We start from the raw sequence: 19,367 nt of genomic DNA on the forward strand, positions 1-19,367 counted from the left end.
AATAGGTTGCCTTGTTCTCAAGCTTTTTCTCTGCGCTATCATTGACCACATACTTAATCAGATTGGTATTAATCAGATTGGTATAAGTTGAGTGAAATAAAAAAGGAGAAGGGCGAACCTTCTCCTTTTTAATGCGCGTTAATCCGGTTTGTTTAGGACTAGAAGAGCTCCTCCGACTCCCCTTGGCCGCTGTAGAGGCTGTTTTCTAAGCGGTTGCTGCGCACGTATTCGGTTGGCTCAGTGCCTTTGACAAAATACTCAAACATCGAGGTGGCATCGGATTTATTGGTCAATAAACCGGTGTCGCGATCGATGCGCACTCGCACGATGTCTTTTGGCAACGGCTGTTCTTGCTCAGGGGTATTGGCCAGCGCCACCGACATAAAGTCAATCCAAGCGGGCTGGGCGGTTTTCGCACCGGCTTCAGCGCCGCTCGATTGCGCTTTGCCAAGGTTGGCGTTCGGGCTAGTGCGACCGAGGTTGCGGCTGTGATTGTCAAAGCCAACCCAAGCGGTGGCGACAATGCCTGGGCCATAACCATTGTACCAAGCGTCTTTTGAATCATTGGTGGTACCGGTTTTACCGCCGATATCGCGACGCTCCAGTGACTGTGCGCGCCAGCCGGTGCCATTCCACCCAGTGCCTTGGCTCCAATCGCCGCCGCCCCAAATGTTGCTGTACATCATTTCGCGTACGAGGAACGCGGTTTGCTCGGAGATCACCTGCTTGGCGTAACGAGGGCCTTGCTCTTGTGGTTGCCCATCGTTGTCCGCTGCCAGTGTTTGACCGTCAGGCTGTGACTGAGCCATAGGATCGTATTCATCAAACCCGTGCGCCGTGTCTTGTTGCGGCGGCGGGCAGTTTTCCTGACAAATGACATCGGCTTGCGTGCGATACACTTCTTCGTCAAACGCGGTGTCGATATGGTCAATGTAGTAAGGTGTGACGTAGTAGCCGCCATTGGCAAAGACCGAGTAACCTTGGGCCAATTGCAGCGGCGTCAAGCTGCCTGCACCTAGAGCAATGGTTTCCGAGCGTGGTAGACGGTCTTTGTCAAAGCCAAAGCGGGTGAGGTAATCACGCGCTTTGTCCAAGCCGACAGCGCGTAAGGTTCGCACCGCCATGACGTTTTTCGACTGCGCGAGACCAATGCGAATTCGAGTTGGGCCTAGGTACGTTGGCGGCGAGTTTTTCGGACGCCATGCCGTGCCTTGGCTGCGATCCCATTTGTTGACCGGCGCATCATTGACTAGGGTTGCGAGGGTCATGCCATTGTCCATCGCCGCCGAGTAAATAAAGGGTTTGATGCCCGAGCCGACCTGACGAACCGACTGAGTGGCGCGGTTAAACTTACTGTGGTTGTAGTTAAAGCCGCCGACCAGAGCCAAAATGGCACCGTCTTGTGGTTTCATGGCCAAAAAGGCGGTATTGGCGCCCGGGACTTGGCTCAAACGCCAAGCGTCTTGATCGCTAGGGGCCTGTGCGTCTTTATTGGGCTTTTTGCGCACCCAAATCTGGTCGCCAACGCTGAGGATCTCGCTGGCCGACTTCGGTGAATTGCCTTGGCGTTTGTCGGTGATATAACGACGCGCCCAGTTCATGCTAGACCAATCGAGTTCGACTGGGCCGACTTTTTTGACTTCGACGGTGGCGTCTTTGTCGCCCACGCGCGTCACAACCGCGGGGTAAAGTTCGCCATAGGTCGGTTGGTCGGTGAGGTAGTCGAGGATTTTTTCTTCATCCCACGGCGCTTGGCCTTGTTTCCACAACACGTTTTCTGGGCCGCGATAGCCATGACGCTCATCGTAGTTAAGCAAGTTGTGCACGGCAGACTCATTGGCCGCTTGTTGCAGCTTAGAGTCGATGGTCATGTAGACCTTCATGCCAGAGGTGTAGGCTTGCTCTTGACCGTAGCGTTCCACCATCCAAGCGCGCGCCATTTCGGCTAAATACGGAGCGTGAACCTGGATTTCGGCGCCGTGGTAGCTGGCGACTAAGGTTTCGTTCTTCGCTTGCTGGTACTGAGCTTGGGTGATGTAGTTTTCGTCGAGCATGCGCCCAAGCACAATATTGCGACGCGCGGTGGCACGTTGAATCGAGTGCAGTGGGTTCATGGTCGAAGGCGCTTTTGGCATACCGGCTAGGGTCGCGATTTGACTCAAGCTCAAATCTTTTAGCTCTTTGCCAAAATACACACGCGCGGCCGCGCCAAAGCCGTAAGAGCGATAACCCAAGAAGATCTTGTTGATGTACAAGGTCATGATCTCTTGTTTGCTCAACAGCTGCTCAATGTGAATGGCGATGAAGATCTCTTTGATTTTACGCATGATCTTCTTCTCATTACTCAAGAAGAAGTTACGGGCCAACTGCTGGGTAATGGTACTGGCGCCCTGTTTGGCGTGACCTGAGACCAACACCACAAAAGCCGCGCGCACAATGCCGATCGGATCGACCCCGGGGTGTTCATAAAAACGACTGTCTTCGGTCGCGATGAGGGCGTGGATCAGATCTTGGGGAATGTCTTGATACTGAACCGGGATACGACGTTTTTCACCAAACTGAGCCATCAGTTTGCCGTCTTTTGTGAACACTTGCATTGGGGTTTGCAGCTCCACTTCTTTTAACGTGGCCACGTCAGGTAACTCTGGCTTGACGTATTGATACATGCCAAAGATGACCCCTATCCCAAGTAAAATGCAAATCACTGCAAATATAAGTAATCGTTTTATGAACTTCACCGGTAAATTCCTGATTGATTAAGGCGGCTAAAAAGCGGACCTGACTATTCTTGTGGCATGTCGAAGGGTTTCCCGAGAAATATCAAGACGCGATACATCAAAGTTTGATGCAGGCCCTGATGACAAAAACGGTGCAGTCTGCCAATTAAAACGCAATTACCAGTCAGAAAAACTGTACTAATAGCAAATGCAATGACCCTGTAATACAACGTTCTATTTGGCCTTACCACGGGGTTAACCACTTAGTCATACTCTCGACAAGTTAAAGGCTCAGGTAGTTAGTGGCGTAAAGCATAGCAGCCTTTGTCACAGAGAGATAGGAGCAAGGCGTGACGCTGATAACATTGACCACCATTGAATTGACTGAGCAATTTTGCCATCTCATCACTTGGCAATACCAGCGGCGAGATCAGCAACGAGATTGGCATTTAACGGCCGAAGCACAAATACCTTTATCTTGGCCTATTGTCGCCGATTTCGACGGTCAGAATCATCAGCAAAGTGTCAAGAGCGTGCGAGAGATTGTCCATGGCGCGTTGGCGCCAGCAGGCTCGGTGATTGTGATGATCCCCGAACACCAAGTGCTCTACAAGTCGGTGAGTTTGCCCGCCGATCTCTCGCTTGCCAAAAGTCAGCAAGCCTTGCAACAGGCGGTCAGTCAATCCTTGTCTTGCCCGATGGACGCGGTGCATTGGGATGCGCTGCGCGTGACGAACGCCGAAAACGGCCAGCGCGAGGTTGATTTGTGTGTGGTGCGCCAAGCGGTGATTGACGCCTGCCAGCGTTGTTTTCGCGCCTTGCATTGGCCATTGGATATGGTGATCCCGAAAAGCGCGCTCCCTTTGTGGTCAGAGGATCCGCTTTCAGAATCCGTCTTTCCAAGGTCAGATCTTGCAAAGTCAGAGCATTCAGAGTTTCCCTCATCAGACTCGCTTTGCTCTGCATCACCGGCAGACGCTGGGCCATTATCCGCGGCAACTCTGGGTCGTGAGCAAGCCAAGCGCCGACTTGAGCACCGCGCGGCTTGTGAGTATTTTCTCGGTTGGCAAGGCCGTTATCAACCTCGCTCTTTGCGCTATGGTCAACGCGATGCTCAAACTGGTCAACGCGATGCTCAAACCGCAAAGGCGCCGCGCACGCCATCGGATGAGGCGGGGGCGGCGACCATCAATCTCATGCCGTGGCACAAGGATTGGCAAGTTCAGCAGCGGCGGCGCGACCAAAAGCAGCTGTTGGCGTCGGTGGCGCTGATGCTCTGTGCTTTGCTAAGCGGCGTTTGGGTCAGCGAGCCTGTCTATCAGCAGCGTCAAGCTCACCTGCTCGAGCTGCAAGCGCACACGGCAAGCTTACGCCATCAAGTTCAAGTGCGACAAAATGAGGCGGCGCAGTTGACCGCCTGGTCACAAGCTTGGGCGTTGTGGCAGCAGCAACAGGCTCGCCACCATGAGCTTTGGCATGCCTGGCATCAAACCACCGATTGGCTCGAGGACCAAGTGCGCCGCGGCGCGTCCTTACAATTGCTGAACTGGCAGTGGCAACCTGAACAGTGGGCTTGGCAAGTCGAACTGCCAGTGGCACAAGTGGCGCCGCCGTTTCTTTTGGGCCGCGCACTTAACCGGCGTGTGGCGCTTGGCCCGTTGCCGGTCAGCGCCCCTTTCGCCAGCGGGTGGCAGCACTGGCACTACCGCTTCAATCGTCATTTAAGCCGGGATGAAAAGAGCGGCGAGCCTCTAAGTGGTCTCGTTCATGATCGGCAAGCCAGCCATGCCACGCCAGTACTCAACGCGCGCCATAAGGAGGTCAAAGGTGGATGACACGCGTGTTGCCGACCGTCACGGGGCGGAGCATTCAGTTGAGCTTTCAGGAGAGAGGTCAAAAAGTCAACCGGCTCAAGCGCTTGATGTCCACTATCTCGAGGGGCTTAAGCGCTGCCCAGAGGTGAAAATCTGGTATTGGGCTAGAGTGCTCATCTTTGGCTTAACGCTGGTGGTTGGCGTGGGTGGGGCGGCGAGACTTGGGGAGCGATTTTATCAGCAGCAACAGGCACTCACGACGCAGCAACGCGAGGTGGAGGGCGTCGAGCGCGCGATGTTGGCCTTGCCAAAACGCCAAGCGGAACTGCACGCGTTGCAACGCGCTTGGCACTATCGCGGCGCGCCTTTGGTGTTGTCGTCTGACACGCTCGGCGCCTGGTTGTCTTCTCAGGGGCGCGATAAGGCGCCGACGCTCACTCTCACGGTGACGCCAGTATTCGAGGCACCAGTATTCGAGGCACCAGGATCTGATGGGCGAGTGTCTGATGAGCCAGTTGTTGATAAGCGAATGCCAGACACAAAGACCAGTGGTTATCGCTTGGTTGTAAACGGACCGGTACAAGGGCTGTCGCAATGGCTGAGCGACTTGGCGGCCCAAGCGCTGGCGATTGAGTCGCTCAACTGGTCTAGGCAGGCCCAAGGGCAGTGGCAGCTCACGCTCGAGGTGAGCCATTTAGCTTGGCCTGAGTCCTGGCTAGCCGAGTTTTCCTCTGCGCCCTTAACGTCATCGATCACGCCTCGCGCTTCTTCCTCGCACTGGATGAAAACGCGCACCGGCTTTGCCAGTCGTGTTCTGCTCCCGGCCAAGCCAAGGCATCAATGTGTGCCCGATAGCGTCAGTGCGTTTGCCAATGCCAAGCTGAGTCAATTGCACATTCAGGGGCGCAGCCAATACCAGCAACGTGACTTTGTCTGGCTGCGCGACCCCACTAGCCGCGCCATTGCCAGTGTCTCGCCCGGTCAGTGGTTTGCTCGCCCTGCGCACTTACTCACCGAGGTGCTGCCCCATGCCATTGTCACGCAGCAAGGGCATTGGGCTCAGGGGCGATGTCATTGGCGGCGTCAGCAATGGCCCTATGTGGATTGAGCCGAGGGAGGGCGCGTGCACAAGTACAGACGATGGATTGAGCAAGGAGTGTTTATGGCCAAAATCAAACTCACCTCATGGCGTGTGATGAGCGCATTCAACGCGAACGGTGGCCCACTGGCTTGGTATCGCCTCGCAAGTCGAGGCGTCGGATGGGCCGCTTGGTGTGTTACCCTTGCTGCGCTTAGTGTCAGCGTTACCACCTTAGCCAAGGCGCAAACGGCGCCGCGAGAACCTGTGCTGGCCACGGCTAAGGTGGCAGAGCATGCCAACGGCGCCGAGCAGACCAGCGTGCACATTGAGCGCATGGCCATTGCCGATGCCTTGTATTTACTGGCCAGTCAAAAGGGCATTAATTTAGTGGTGTCTGAGGCCGTGCGCGGGGACACCCGCCTCAATGTGACGTCAGTGCCGTGGCAGCAGGCGTTTGATGCCATCTTATACCGTCATCAACTGCAACTCGACAAGCAAGGAGAGATTTGGTTTGTCGCGCCCAAACCGGTTCAGGCTGAGCCGACTCAAATGCGCACGTTTGCCTTGCAACACCTATCTGCGGCCGCCTTGCTCGAGCAATTACAGACCTCACACCCCTTGTCGTGGTTGTCTGAACAGGGACGGGTGGTGACCGACAGCCAGAACAATGCGCTGATCATCGACGATCGCCGAGCCGAACTCGAGCGCATTGAAAACCTGATAGCGCAGCTCGACGTACCTGCCAAACAAATTGAAATTGAGGCGCGTCTGGTGACCGTCACCCGTGGCAGTTTGGATGAAATCGGGGTGCGATGGGGGCTATCCGGTGATGGGGTGGGGGCGAGCATCGAACAAAACTGGCAAAACCAAAGTTATTTTGATCGCCAAGAAGGGGCGTCATTGAGTGAGCAGCTCAATGTCAATCTGGCCGCCAGCGCTGCTCAGGCCGCCTCGGTGGCCATGCAAGTGGGGCGGCTCGGACACGGCGTTTTACTCGATTTAGAGCTTTCGGCCTTGCAACAAGCGTCAAAAGCAGAGATTATCAGTCGCCCGCGTTTGATCACCACCAATCAAACCACGGCGTATATTGAACAAGGCAGCGAGATCCCCTATGTGGAATCGGCGGCCAGTGGGGCGACGTCTGTGGCGTTTAAAAAAGCGGTGCTGAGTTTGTCGGTCACCCCACAAGTGATCAATGGCGAGTGGCTGCGCCTTGATCTCAATGTCACACAAGACAGCCAAGGTGAAACGGTGCCGACCTCGACCGGTTATGCGGTGGCGATAGACACGCGACGACTAGAGACCCAAGTCTTGGTAGAAAGCGGTCAAACCATCGTGCTCGGCGGCATTGTTCATCAGGTGGACAGCGAGGTGACAGAGCAAGTCCCGTGGCTTGGTGATCTGCCTGGCGTTGGCGCGTTATTTCGACGTCAGTATCAAAACCAGGTCAGCAGTGAGTTGCTTATTTTTGTCACGCCGCGGCTGATCCCCGTCTCGCTCACACACGGGGCCTCTTAGCGAGTAAAGAAAAACAAGCCGGTGAAGAAAAACCGATAGCAGCGCTGAGGGACTTAAAGGTAAAATAATCTGTTAGAGGCTTCTTTTATAAGAAAAAATGGGTGGCGTACTAAGGCTTTTCTCCGTATCTATTGCAGCGCGCACACCGAATCAAAACGGTATTATTTTACCGCCCTTAGCAATGAAATAAAAAATAATGTTGCATTAGGGCCTGCTTGCTTGGATAATTTCGGGTCTTATCACGAAATATCTGTGAGGAATTGGTGCCACAAGCCCTGGATTCTTTTTTGATCTCATGTGTCTTCTTGTGGCGATGTCATTGAATTAACGTTGTAAAATTACTGCTGAATATGGCTGAGAAACGTAACATTTTTCTTGTTGGCCCGATGGGTGCTGGCAAAAGTACAATTGGTAGATATCTCGCTCAACAACTTCATATGGAGTTTGTTGATTCTGACACTGTGATCGAAGAGCGCACAGGTGCGGATATTGCTTGGGTCTTCGATGTTGAAGGCGAAGAAGGATTCCGCAAGCGCGAAGAAACAGTGATTAACGATCTCACTGAAGAACAAGGCATTGTTCTGGCGACCGGTGGTGGCTCTGTCAAGAGTAAAGAAAACCGCAACCGCTTGTCTGCTCGCGGCATCGTGATCTACCTCGAAACCACGATTGAGAAGCAACTTGCTCGTACCAATCGCGACAAAAAACGTCCGTTATTGCAAACGGACCAACCCCGTGAAGTTCTTGAGGCACTCGCGGCTGAGCGTAACCCACTTTATCAAGAAGTGGCGGATTATACCGTTCGCACCGATGATCAAAGTGCAAAAGTGGTAGCCAACCAGATCGTAAAAATGCTAGAAGAGAGATAAACTTAACGCTTTCTAACTTCGGAGTCTTCCCATGGAAAGGATTACGGTCGATTTAGCTGAACGTAGCTACCCTATCTCAATTGGTGCTGGGTTATTCAATGACCCAGCCTCATTGTCTTCTCATATCCGAGAAAACCAGCAAGTCGTCATTGTTTCCAATGAAACAGTGGCGCCTTTGTACGGACAAACCATCATCGACAAAGTGCAGGCGGTGGGGGCCAAACCCGCGTTACTGGCTTTACCCGATGGTGAACAATACAAAAGTTTAGACATCTTTAATCGCGTGATGACCTTTTTACTCGAGGGCAATTACGGACGCGATGTACTGCTCATTGCCTTGGGCGGTGGCGTGATTGGTGACTTGGTCGGCTTTGTGGCGGCGTGTTACCAACGTGGTGTCGACTTTATTCAAATCCCGACCACCTTACTGTCGCAAGTCGACTCTTCGGTAGGCGGTAAAACGGCGGTCAATCACCCATTGGGTAAAAATATGATCGGCGCGTTTTATCAGCCAAAATCCGTAGTGATCGACACCGACTGTTTGGCGACCTTGCCGGCGCGCGAATTTGCGGCAGGCATGGCAGAGGTGATCAAATACGGCATCATTTACGACCGCGACTTTTTCGTCTGGCTAGAAGAGCATCTCGACGCTTTGTACGCCCTCGATGAACAAGCCTTGGCCTATGCGATTGCGCGTTGCTGTCAAATTAAAGCCGATGTGGTGGCGATTGATGAAAAAGAGTCGGGCATTCGCGCTTTGCTCAACCTCGGTCATACCTTTGGTCATGCCATTGAAGCCGAGCTGGGTTATGGCGTGTGGTTGCACGGTGAAGCGGTGTCTTCGGGAACGGTGATGGCGGCGAAAACCGCCGAGCTCAACGGCCTGATCACGCCTGCGGATGTCGAGCGAATTGAAAACTTGCTCACTCGCGCTAAGCTGCCCACGCACACGCCAGAGAACATGAGTTTTGACGACTTTATCAAACACATGATGCGCGACAAAAAAGTGCTGGCCGGCGAATTGAGATTGGTATTGCCAACCTCGATCGGCACGGCGCAAGTGCGTTCCGATGCCAGCTTAGACATGATCCGAGCGGCGATTGACAGTGGCCGTTAATTCGCCGTTATCAATCTTGCCAATAAAACCAGTGCGCTGCTCTGGTTTTATGTCATTAGGGTAAAGCATGAGCGCGTCATCTCCCCACTTATTAGAGTTAGAAAGTCAAACTCAGTTGTTAGAGCGACTCGAGCTGTTGACCCATTTCGGCTCTAATCTGATCACGATAAGCGGTGCGCCAGGGTCGGGAAAATCGTGGCTCGCTCAGCGTTATCTGGAAGTCTTTGCGCAAAACAAAGACCAAGTGCTTTTGATGGCGCGGCCAACGCATACGGCGACGTCGCAACGGGTGATGATCTTCAGTCAATTGTTTGCCGACCCTTATCTCGATCCACAAGAGAGCTTACTCGACAGTTTTTCACAGCTTACTGACGATGAAGTGGTTGATATTGTCATTGCGATCGATGATGCTCAACACCTAGACGACTTTCTGATCGCCGAGTGCTGGGAATGGGTACTGGCCGCGCAGCAAAACCCCAATTGGACCGTGAATGTTCTGCTGTTTGCGATTCCGGCCACGGTAGAGAAGATGGTCGGTCGTCTGATGTATGGCCAAGATCACAAGCCGATCGAGCTTGAGGTTGAGCCACTCTCGGAGATGGATGCGCGCCATTTTTTTGAATCCTTGGTGGTCAAATACGTCGACCGGCGAGTGGAAAAAAAAGTGCGCAATGAATTTAAAACTGTGGTGCCCTTGCCAGGTGACATCATGGCGTTAGGGGAGATAAGCGTGGAAAAGAAAATCATCATTCGTTCAATCATTGGCTCGCCGTTAAACTTACTGCTGATTGCGTTGTTACTCCTGGCGATCGCCGGTGGCAGTGCTTGGTGGTTGTGGCAGCAGCCCAATGCCGAGCAACAGGCAGAGCAGATCCTCAACAGCCTGGAACAAACGGCGATCCCAAGTTTAGACTCCTCAGACTCTCAAGACGAGCAAGCCCCTCAATCAGAGCCCGAAGGCCAAAGTGCCACGGAGTCGGCATCGCTGACACAAGGCGATCGCGAACTGCAATGGGCCCAAGAGCAGGGCATTGCCGACGATTCCAGTGCGTTGCCACCGAGTGTGGTAGGCAGTGAAGAAAGTGTCGGCAGTGACGACGGCGATAAAAAGCGCGTGGTGATCAATGCCGATGTGGTTGATGCGCTCTTAGGCGAAGAATCGGCCCCTGCCAGTGAGCAAAGCAGCACAGAAGCCAGTGTCGCGAGTGAAGCAGACTCAGCGATAGGCGATTCTGTTGAGTCTCAGCCTGCGGACACTCAAGCTGACCAGGCGAGTCCCGAGGATTCGAAGGTAGACAGTGCCGATGCGACGGGTAGCGAGTCGCCAGAGGGCAGCGAAGGGCAAGATGCTCGCTCGGCAGACGCAAGCGAGGCGGCCCCGAATGCGGTGCGTTTTTCTTATGCCCGCGAAGCCTTAATGGCCTTGCCTGGTAAACACTACACCTTGCAATTGGCGGCATTGCAAAGCCCGCAAGAAGTACAACGCTTTTTGGACACCCATCAAGTGGCATCGCAAGTGCGCATTTACCCGACGGTGCGCAACGAGAAAACCTGGTATATCATCACTTACCAAGATTATCCGACCATACAACTGGCGCGCGATGCGGTAAGCACCTTGCCGGCGTCACTGCGCGCCGCCGAGCCTTGGGCTAAGTCATTGCGCCAAGTGCAAAGGGAGATTGAACGGGCGAAATAATCCTGAGTTCAGTCAAAAAATATGTTACATTCCGCAGCCTTCACAACCCTAGAGATCGAAATACAGAGCAGTCAATGAAAAAACAGCGCGCCTTTCTAAAGTGGGCAGGTGGAAAATACAGTCTGGTAGAGGATATTCAACGTCATTTACCGGACGGCGAGCAGCTGGTGGAACCCTTTGTTGGCGCAGGCTCGGTCTTTCTCAATACCGATTTTGAACACTACGTGTTGGCGGACATCAACCCCGACCTAATCAACTTGTACAACCTGCTCAAAACCGACGCCCAGCGCTATATCGACGAAGCCAAACGCTGGTTTACCCCAGAGTACAATCGCAAAGACGCGTACCTTGCGGTGCGCAGTGAGTTTAATGGCACCGATGATGTGTTTTATCGCTCGTTGGCGTTTTTGTATATGAATCGCTTTGGCTTTAATGGCTTGTGTCGCTACAACAAAAAAGGCGGCTTTAATGTGCCGTTTGGTTCGTACAAAAAACCGTACTTTCCGCAAGCGGAGTTAGAGTTTTTTGCCCAAAAAGCGCAAAATGCGACCTTTATCTGTGAAGGCTACCCCGAGACGTTTCGCCAAGCTAAGCAGGGCAGTGTGATCTACTGCGATCCGCCGTATGCGCCTTTGTCTCACACCGCCAATTTTACCTCTTACGCGGGCAATGGCTTTTCGCTTGACGATCAAGCCGCGCTGGCCGATATCGCAGAAGAAACCGCGCAGCAAAGAGGCATTCCGGTATTGATCTCTAACCACGACACCACGTTAACGCGTCGCTTGTATCACGGGGCAACGTTAAACGTGGTGCAAGTCAAACGCACCATCAGTCGCAATGGCTCAGGGCGCAATAAAGTCAACGAACTGCTGGCCTTGTTCGACAAGCCAAAGACCAAGCGCCAAGTAAAGCCCAAAGCCGAGGCGATTATCACGTCGGTGACTGAGATGTCTGTTGCCAAAGCACCGGGTAAGAAAAAGAGTAAAAAAACACTAAAGGGGTAAGGTATTCAATCTTGCTTATCCTCTTTGTTTTTACCGGTGACATGCCCCTTTTGCTGACGTCCTTTTAAAAAAAACGCTGTGCAAGGCAGTTTGTCACAACGCCTTTTTCCAAGTGAGGCTTTTTGAGATAAACTGCTCATCTAGCTAAGGGTTTTCTAGCAGCGGGGTGGCGATTGTGCACGGTATCCCGCACGACAAAAGCACACTGATTGAAGAGGGAAGTATGCGAGATTTTTTAATAGCACCATCGATTTTATCTGCCGATCTTGCTCGTTTGGGCGATGATGTTGAGCGCGTACTCAACGCCGGTGCTGATGTGATTCACTTTGATGTGATGGATAACCACTACGTACCGAATCTCACTTTTGGTGCGCCTTTGTGTAAAGCGCTGCGCGACTTTGGCATCACTGCCCCGATTGATGTGCACCTGATGGTGAAACCGGTCGATCGCCTGATCCCTGACTTTGCCGAAGCGGGCGCTTCTATGGTGACCTTTCACGTTGAAGCGTCTGAGCACGTTGATCGCACCTTGCAATTGATCAAACAACACGGCATGAAAGCGGGCGTGGTTTTTAATCCGGCGACGCCACTGCACCATCTCGATTATTTAATGGATAAAGTGGATTTGATCTTGCTGATGTCGGTCAACCCTGGCTTTGGCGGCCAATCTTTCATTCCTCATACTTTGGATAAGCTGCGCGCAGTACGTCAGTTGATCGACGCCAGCGGCCGCGACATTCGCTTAGAAGTCGACGGCGGGGTGAAAATCGACAACATCGCTGAGATTGCCCGCGCCGGCGCCGATATGTTTGTCGCAGGCTCGGCGATTTTTGATCAGCCAGATTATCAAGATGTGATCGCGAAGATGCGTGAACAACTGGCGACGGTGTAACCAAGACAGTGTGACACAGTGTAAGACAGTCCGCTTCGCTGCAAGATCGTTTCACTGCAAGGACGCTGCGCTCAAGTGGCAAGGTAAAGATAGTGAATGACAGTGTTTTACTGTCTTTATTTGGTTTTACCTAATTCAAACGGGGTCGGATTTGCGAGATAGGCTGACCTGGCCCAGTGCTCGGTCTTATGCGGATCCGACCCCTAGGAGTGATGAAACAAATGGGGTGGAATGAGCGTTGATGTTGGTGCCGTCATTGGTGTCAATTGCTAAGGTCAGTCTTTGTTCTTTGCCAAGTGTGTTCGAGCCATAGGGGTCGGATCCACATGTATTGAGTGCAAGTTGTGATTGCGTCGATCGCGCGAATCCGACCCCAAGTGAACGCTTTGGCTTACCATGATCCAAATGCTATTCACTCTGGTCTTACTCGCTGCCAATCCGATGATCGCGAACACCTTTACTCGGTGGTTCCCACGCGGGAGTATGGGGACGAGGGAATGCAGTTAAGAAGTCCGACTGTGTTTCACTGTCTTTATTTGGTTTTACCTAATTCAAACGGGGTCGGATTTGCGAGATAGCTTGACCTGACCCAGTGCTCGGTCTTGTGCGGATCCGACCCCTAGGAGTGAGGAAGCAAATGGGGATGGAATGAGCGTTGATGTCGGTGCCGTCATTGATGTCGATTGCTAAGGTCAGTCTTTGTTCTTTGCCAAGTGTGTTCGAGCCATAGGGGTCGGATCCACATGTATTGAGTGCAAGTTGTGATTGCGTCGATCCCGCGAATCCGACCCCAAGTGAACGCTTTGGCTTACCATGATCCAAATGCTATTCCCCCTGGTCTTACTCGCTGCCAATCCGATGATCGCGAACACCTTTACTCGGTGGTCTGCATTCCCACGCGAGAGCATGGGAACGAGGGAATGCAGTTAAGAAGTCCGACTGTGTTTCACTGTCTTTATTTGGTTTTACCTAATTCAAACGGGGTCGGATTTGCGAGATAGCTTGACCTGGCCCAGTGCTCGGTCTTATGCGGATCCGACCCCTAGAAGTGAGGAAGTAAATGGGAATGGAATGAGCGTTGATGTCGGTGCCGTCATTGGTGTCGATTGCTAAGGTCAGTCTTTGTTCTTTGCCAAGTGTGTTCGAGCCATAGGGGTCGGTTCCACATGTATTGAGTGCAAGTTGTGATTGCGTCGATCCCGCGAATCCGACCCCAAGTGAACGCTTTGGCTTACCATGATCCAAATGCTATTCCCCTGGTCTTACTCGCTGTCAATCCGATCATCGTGAACACTTGTACTCTGTGGTCTGCATTCCCACGCGGGAGCATGGGAACGAGGGAATGCAGTTAAGAAGTCCGACTGTGTTTCACTGTCTTTATTTGGTTTTACCTAATTCAAACGGGGTCGGATTTGCGAGATAGGCTGACCTGGCCCAGTGCTCGGTCTTATGCGGATCCGACCCCTAGAAGTGAGGAAGCAAATGGGAATGGAATGAGCGTTGATGTCGGTGCCGTCATTGATGTCGATTGCTAAGGTCAGTCTTTGTTCTTTGCCAAGTGTGTTCGAGCTATAGGGGTCGGATCCACATGTATTGAGTGCAAGTTGTGATTGCGTCGATCCCGCGAATCCGACCCCAAGTGAACGCTTTGGCTTACCATGATCCAAATGCTATTCCCCTGGTCTTACTCGCTGCCAATCCGATGATCGCGAACACCTTTACTCGGTGGTTCCCACGCGGGAGTATGGGGACGAGGGAATGCAGTTAAGAAGTCCGACTGTGTTTCACTGTCTTAAACAGTGTTCGACTGTTTTACACAGCCTTAAACTTTCTTTTGTATTTCCCTTGCCTATCTTGCTTCCTTTCTGTACTATTCGCACTCCTTAATGCCAGTCATTTTTTTTCGTTCCTTGCTTCCTCTGGTTGACTGGACCAATTGTGGAAGCTGAATAATCCGTAAGGAGCAACCCATGCGTCATTACGAAATCGTATTCATGGTGCACCCAGATCAAAGCGAGCAAGTTGCTGGCATGATCGAGCGTTACACTGGTTCTATCACTGAAGCTGGCGGTACTGTACACCGTCTAGAAGATTGGGGTCGTCGTCAATTGGCTTACCCAATCAACAAGCTTCACAAGGCACACTATGTTCTTATGAACGTAGAAGCTGACCAAGCGGTTATCGACGAGTTGGAAACGGCTTTCCGTTTCAACGACGCGGTACTACGTAACATGATTATGCGTACTAAATCAGCGATCACTGAGCCTTCTATCATGCTTAAGCAGAAAGAAGAACGCGCTCCACGTCGTGACGCTGAAGCGAAACAAGAAGCTGCTGAGTAATAAGTTCTATGACCAATCGAATGGTGTTGAGTGGTTCTATCACAAAAGACCCTATTCGAAGCCGCAGTCCGAGTGGAATTGAGCATTGCCGTTTTTGGCTTGAGCACCGTTCCACTGTGATTGAAGCTGACCTGCCTAGGCAAGTGTTTTGTCGCATGCCGGTGGTGGTAAGCGGGGCGAGGTCACAAGACTTAACTCAACATTTAGTTTTAGGCAGTCACATTGAGGTAAGCGGCTTTGTTGCTTACCAAACCAGCCGGAATGGGGTGGGAAAATTAGTGTTACATGCCGACAACATTACTCATATTTAGATCAGGAGATAGCCCATGGCTCGTTTCTTCCGTCGTCGTAAATTCTGCCGTTTCACTGCAGAAGGCGTACAAGAGATTGATTACAAAGACGTAGCAACTCTTAAAAACTACATCACTGAAGCTGGTAAAATCGTACCTAGCCGTATCACTGGCACAAGCGCGAAATACCAACGTCAACTTGCACGTGCTATCAAGCGTTCTCGCTACCTAGCGCTACTTCCGTACACTGACAAGCATCAGTAATCGGTTCGTTTTATTAAGAAAGAGGATTAAGCAATGCAAGTTATTCTACTTGATAAAATCGGTAACCTTGGCGGTCTTGGCGATACTGTAAGCGTTAAGTCTGGTTACGCGCGTAACTTCCTTATCCCACAAGGTAAGGCTGTTATGGCGACTAAATCAAACGTTGAAATGTTTGAAGCTCGTCGTGCTGAACTTGAAGCGAAAGTTGCTGAGCAACTAACGGCTTCTCAAGCTCGTGCAGAGAAAGTTGAAGCTCTAGAAGCGGTTGTTATCACTTCTAAAGCTGGTGACGAAGGCAAACTATTCGGTTCTATCGGTACTCGCGATATCGCAGATGCAATCACTGCAGCTGGCGTTGAAGTATCTAAGAGCGAAGTTCGTCTTCCTGAAGGTGCTCTACGTACTACTGGTGAATTTGACATCACTGTTCAACTTCACTCAGAAGTATTCGCAACAGCAAAAGTACAAGTTGTTGCTGAGTAATCTCAGTTAAGAGTTCAAAAAAGGCACTGGTTAATCCAGTGCCTTTTTTTTGTTTAAAATACAGAGAAGACAGGGTGATCAGTGTAAGACAGTACGCTGCGCTTAACACAGTGAAACACAGCTCTCAAGATAGATTTTGGTTTTACTGTTTTTCACTGTCTTACACTGTGTTTGACTGTTTTACACTGTTTTTCTCTTGCTACATTACACTGCCAATACACAAATATCATTCACAAAAATTATCCTTTTAATTTTTGTTATATTTCATGTTTATCTATTAATTATGATAAATATCAATGAATTATGATTAATGTGGAATCGGAATGGTTATTATTATATTTTGATATAAAAATTAATAGTTCAGTAATTGACCAAAGGTAACGATTCATCAATCTTATTGTCGTCTGGAAAACATGCAGATACATATTGATGACAAATTACTTTCAACAATAGAGGTCAAAATGAAATTAACGACACTGAGTACTTTAGTTGCTGTACTGGCAGTAACACAAGGCCAAGCTTTTGCTGCCCCATCGGATGATTTTGATTTAAGCCAATGGAAGTTGACATTGCCTGTGAGTGAATACGCGTATTTTGGCTCCGGTGATGATGATGATGCTGCAGAAATCCTACCCAGCGATTGTACCGGCAATAATTACAGTGGCTCTGGAATTGATGAAGGATTTGAAGATACCAATTATTTTTACAGCGATTCATCAGGCGCGATGGTCTTTGTTACCCCATTGGACGGCGGGGCATCAACGCTAAATTCAAGTTATGTTCGTTCTGAACTCAGAGAGTTATACGATTGGAGTGCGTGTGACTCAACGGGTACGGCCAATTGGGATATTAGTAGCGGCACTCATACTCTTTCTGCCACCCTTAGTGTGACCGACTATTATGATGACGATCCACAAACAGTAGTTGGCCAAATACATGCACATAACTCCAATTATGCCTTAGTGAAATTGCAATGGGATGGCCCGACAAAAGACGTTCGTGCGATCATCAATGAAAGTGCCGAAGACGGCAACAACTTTGATCTAGAGTTCGGCTTGGTGCCCGGTACCGATGAATGGAGCTATACTATTGAGGTTGAAGATAAAAAAATAAGTATTTCGGTCACTTATGGAGGAGAAACGGTAACTAAATCCGTCACCATAGGCGAGGGGGATATGGACGATGATTGGTTGGACGATACATTTTACTTCAAGGCAGGAAACTATGCCCAAGCAAACAAAAGTAGTGGCGGCAGTTTCACGGTTAAGTTCACGGACTTGGATGTCAGCCATAGTGATTAATGAGTTGTTCTTAAGGAAAGTTTAGGAACAGAAAATTAGGACACCCATCTATTGTTGAGACTTGAAATACTTGGGTGTCCCGTAAATAGCAACATGTATTGAGTGCAAGTTGTGATTGCGTCGATCCCGCGAATCCGACCCCAAGTGAACGCTTTGGCTTACCATGATCCAAAGAATCAATTCAGGACACCCACTAATTCATTCGCGGTGAAATACCTGGGTGTCCTGTAACTCTCCACTCTCCATCAAGGTCGTTTCACTAGCAGAAAGTTAGGACACCCATCTATTGTTGAGACTTGAAATACTTGGGTGTCCCGTAAATAGCAACATGTATTGAGTGCAAGTTGTGATTGCGTCGATCCCGCGAATCCGACCCCAAGTGAACGCTTTGGCTTACCATGATCCAAATGCTATTCCCCCTGGTCTTACTCGCTGCCAATCCGATGATCGCGAACACCTTTACTCGGTGGTCTGCATTCCCACGCGGGAGCATGGGAACGAGGGAATGCAGTTAAGAAGTCCGACTGGGTTTCACTGTCTCATACTGTGTTTGACAGAAATCAATTCAGGACACCCACTAATTCATTCGCGGTGAAATACCTGGGTGTCCCGGAGTACTTAAAAAGAAGATCGCTGTGCTTCAAGGTCGTTTCACTGCAAGGACGCTTCGCTCAAGTGGCAAGGTAAAGACAGTGAATGACAGTGTGATACAGTGCGCTGCGCTTAACACAGAGCAGAAAGTTAGGACACCCATCTATTGTTGAGACTTGAAATACTTGGGTGTCCTGTAAATAGCAACATGTATTGAGTGCAAGTTGTGATTGCGTCGATCCCGCGAATCCGACCCCAAGTGAACGCTTTGGCTTACCATGATCCAAATGCTATTCCCCCTGGTCTTACTCGCTGCCAATCCGATGATCGCGAACACCTTTACTCGGTGGTCTGCATTCCCACGCAGGAGCATGGGAACGAGGGAATGCAGTTAAGAAGTCCGACTGTGTTTAACTGTCTCATACTGTGTTTGACTGTTTTATACTCTGGTTTTCCTTGCCACTTGGAACGAAGTGATCTTGCTACTTGAAGCGTAGCGATCTTCTTTAAAACTAAAACGAAAACAACAAGTTGACGTTGGTCGTGGTGTCAGTTTTGTCTAATCCGCTGGGCACTTTGTTGTGAAAAGTTAAGTTATGACTGATCTTGACGGCAATCCCTTCGGTGATTTTGTTGGTGATATTGAACTCGTTCTCCACTCGGGTATTACTGCCACCGGCAATCACAGTGACGATGTTTTCTAAGCTGACACTTTTTAACGCCTGCCATTGGCTGGTCAACTGAGTTCGAACAATCGGTTCTTTGACCGTGGTTTCAAATACGATGTCGTCATCATCAATTTCATCGAGATTGGGTTTTTGATAGCGATAGCCCGGACCAAGCTCCCATTCTAAACGCCAATTTTCAGTATTTTGCAACTGGTAACCAAACCCTGCAGAGATGGTATAATCTTGATAATAGGCGGTATATTGCGAGTCGGTGCCATCAAAGCTGCCATAGCGATAGGTTCTGACACCGGTCTTGTAATCGAGCTGAAATTCGTAATTTGAACGACGTTTACTTTCATCGCCATCTTCGTATAAATTGTAGAACTTGAGTAAACCGCTCGAGCGATAACGCCCTTCGGTGTACTCAGCACTCAAACGGGTATTAAAGGTGCGCGAGTCGGTGTTGCCGGTGTTGGCCTGAAAACCAATTTCAAACTCGGTTTTTAACGGATCGCTGATCTCAATCTTAGGCTCGGAGGACGGGCTGGCATCCGAATTGGGATTGGGGGTTTCTTGCGCGTATAGCGGGGAGCAAAGGAGTGATAAAACCAAAAAACACCACAGGTTTGGCACGCTAACCTCATTGAGTCATGATTCAGTGATCGGATATTACGCATCTGTCTTGGCGATTGCGTCAATGTTAGGTTAAAAGTCAGAGAT

The 19,367-nt window shown here is 50.6% G+C and carries 14 protein-coding genes and 1 pseudogene; 13 read left to right on the top strand and 2 right to left on the bottom strand.

Annotated elements, in window-relative coordinates; genetic code table 11:
- Positions 1-158 precede the first annotated feature (158 nt).
- The gene (locus tag AB0763_RS02200) at positions 159-2,738 is read right to left on the bottom strand and encodes a penicillin-binding protein 1A (protein WP_306102363.1); all 2,580 of its coding nucleotides are present in this window, start codon (positions 2,736-2,738) and stop codon (positions 159-161) included.
- A gap of 329 nt (positions 2,739-3,067) precedes the next feature.
- On the opposite strand from AB0763_RS02200, the gene AB0763_RS02205 reads away from it, so the two are divergent.
- The 13 genes and pseudogenes from AB0763_RS02205 to AB0763_RS02265 all read left to right on the top strand — a co-directional run bounded on the left by AB0763_RS02205 (position 3,068) and on the right by AB0763_RS02265 (position 17,388).
- On the top strand, positions 3,068-4,552 hold the full coding sequence (locus tag AB0763_RS02205; RefSeq protein ID WP_306102362.1) for a hypothetical protein: 1,485 nt from the start codon (positions 3,068-3,070) through the stop codon (positions 4,550-4,552).
- Positions 4,545-5,639, top strand: a complete 1,095-nt coding sequence (locus AB0763_RS02210; RefSeq protein WP_306102361.1) for a hypothetical protein — start codon at positions 4,545-4,547, stop codon at positions 5,637-5,639. The genes AB0763_RS02205 and AB0763_RS02210 overlap by 8 nt, the downstream gene beginning before the upstream one ends.
- Before the next feature lie 54 nt (positions 5,640-5,693).
- Positions 5,694-7,130, top strand: a complete 1,437-nt coding sequence (gene pilQ / locus AB0763_RS02215) for a type IV pilus secretin PilQ (RefSeq protein ID WP_306102360.1) — start codon at positions 5,694-5,696, stop codon at positions 7,128-7,130.
- Positions 7,131-7,480: 350 nt separating this feature from the next.
- Positions 7,481-7,999, top strand: coding sequence for a shikimate kinase AroK (gene aroK, locus AB0763_RS02220; protein ID WP_306102359.1), 519 nt, complete (start codon positions 7,481-7,483; stop codon positions 7,997-7,999).
- Between the two features lie 31 nt (positions 8,000-8,030).
- Positions 8,031-9,116 (top strand): 3-dehydroquinate synthase, encoded by a 1,086-nt coding sequence (gene aroB / locus AB0763_RS02225; RefSeq protein WP_306102358.1) that lies wholly within the window; start codon positions 8,031-8,033, stop codon positions 9,114-9,116.
- Positions 9,117-9,183: 67 nt separating this feature from the next.
- Entirely contained in the window at positions 9,184-10,812 is a 1,629-nt protein-coding gene (locus tag AB0763_RS02230; RefSeq protein ID WP_306102357.1) for an AAA family ATPase, read from the top strand.
- Between the two features lie 74 nt (positions 10,813-10,886).
- Positions 10,887-11,693, top strand: a pseudogene (locus tag AB0763_RS02235) (Dam family site-specific DNA-(adenine-N6)-methyltransferase); the annotation flags it as partial.
- A gap of 346 nt (positions 11,694-12,039) precedes the next feature.
- On the top strand, positions 12,040-12,708 hold the full coding sequence (gene rpe, locus AB0763_RS02240; RefSeq protein ID WP_306102356.1) for a ribulose-phosphate 3-epimerase: 669 nt from the start codon (positions 12,040-12,042) through the stop codon (positions 12,706-12,708).
- A 1,970-nt stretch (positions 12,709-14,678) separates the two neighbouring features.
- Entirely contained in the window at positions 14,679-15,050 is a 372-nt protein-coding gene (gene rpsF / locus AB0763_RS02245) for a 30S ribosomal protein S6 (RefSeq protein ID WP_306100924.1), read from the top strand.
- An 8-nt stretch (positions 15,051-15,058) separates the two neighbouring features.
- Positions 15,059-15,361 (top strand): primosomal replication protein N, encoded by a 303-nt coding sequence (gene priB / locus AB0763_RS02250; protein WP_306100925.1) that lies wholly within the window; start codon positions 15,059-15,061, stop codon positions 15,359-15,361.
- Positions 15,362-15,376: 15 nt separating this feature from the next.
- Entirely contained in the window at positions 15,377-15,604 is a 228-nt protein-coding gene (gene rpsR / locus AB0763_RS02255; RefSeq protein ID WP_000090472.1) for a 30S ribosomal protein S18, read from the top strand.
- A 33-nt stretch (positions 15,605-15,637) separates the two neighbouring features.
- Positions 15,638-16,087 (top strand): 50S ribosomal protein L9, encoded by a 450-nt coding sequence (gene rplI, locus AB0763_RS02260; protein WP_306100926.1) that lies wholly within the window; start codon positions 15,638-15,640, stop codon positions 16,085-16,087.
- A 461-nt stretch (positions 16,088-16,548) separates the two neighbouring features.
- Positions 16,549-17,388 (top strand): polysaccharide lyase family 7 protein, encoded by an 840-nt coding sequence (locus AB0763_RS02265; RefSeq protein ID WP_306100927.1) that lies wholly within the window; start codon positions 16,549-16,551, stop codon positions 17,386-17,388.
- 1,103 nt (positions 17,389-18,491) lie between these two features.
- On the opposite strand, the gene AB0763_RS02270 is transcribed toward AB0763_RS02265, so the two are convergent.
- A complete protein-coding gene (locus AB0763_RS02270; protein ID WP_306100928.1) occupies positions 18,492-19,280 on the bottom strand; it encodes a YdiY family protein in 789 nt (262 codons plus the stop codon).
- Positions 19,281-19,367: the final 87 nt, after the last annotated feature.

Source organism: Vibrio sp. HB236076, from assembly GCF_040957575.1.
Taxonomy (GTDB): domain Bacteria; phylum Pseudomonadota; class Gammaproteobacteria; order Enterobacterales; family Vibrionaceae; genus Vibrio.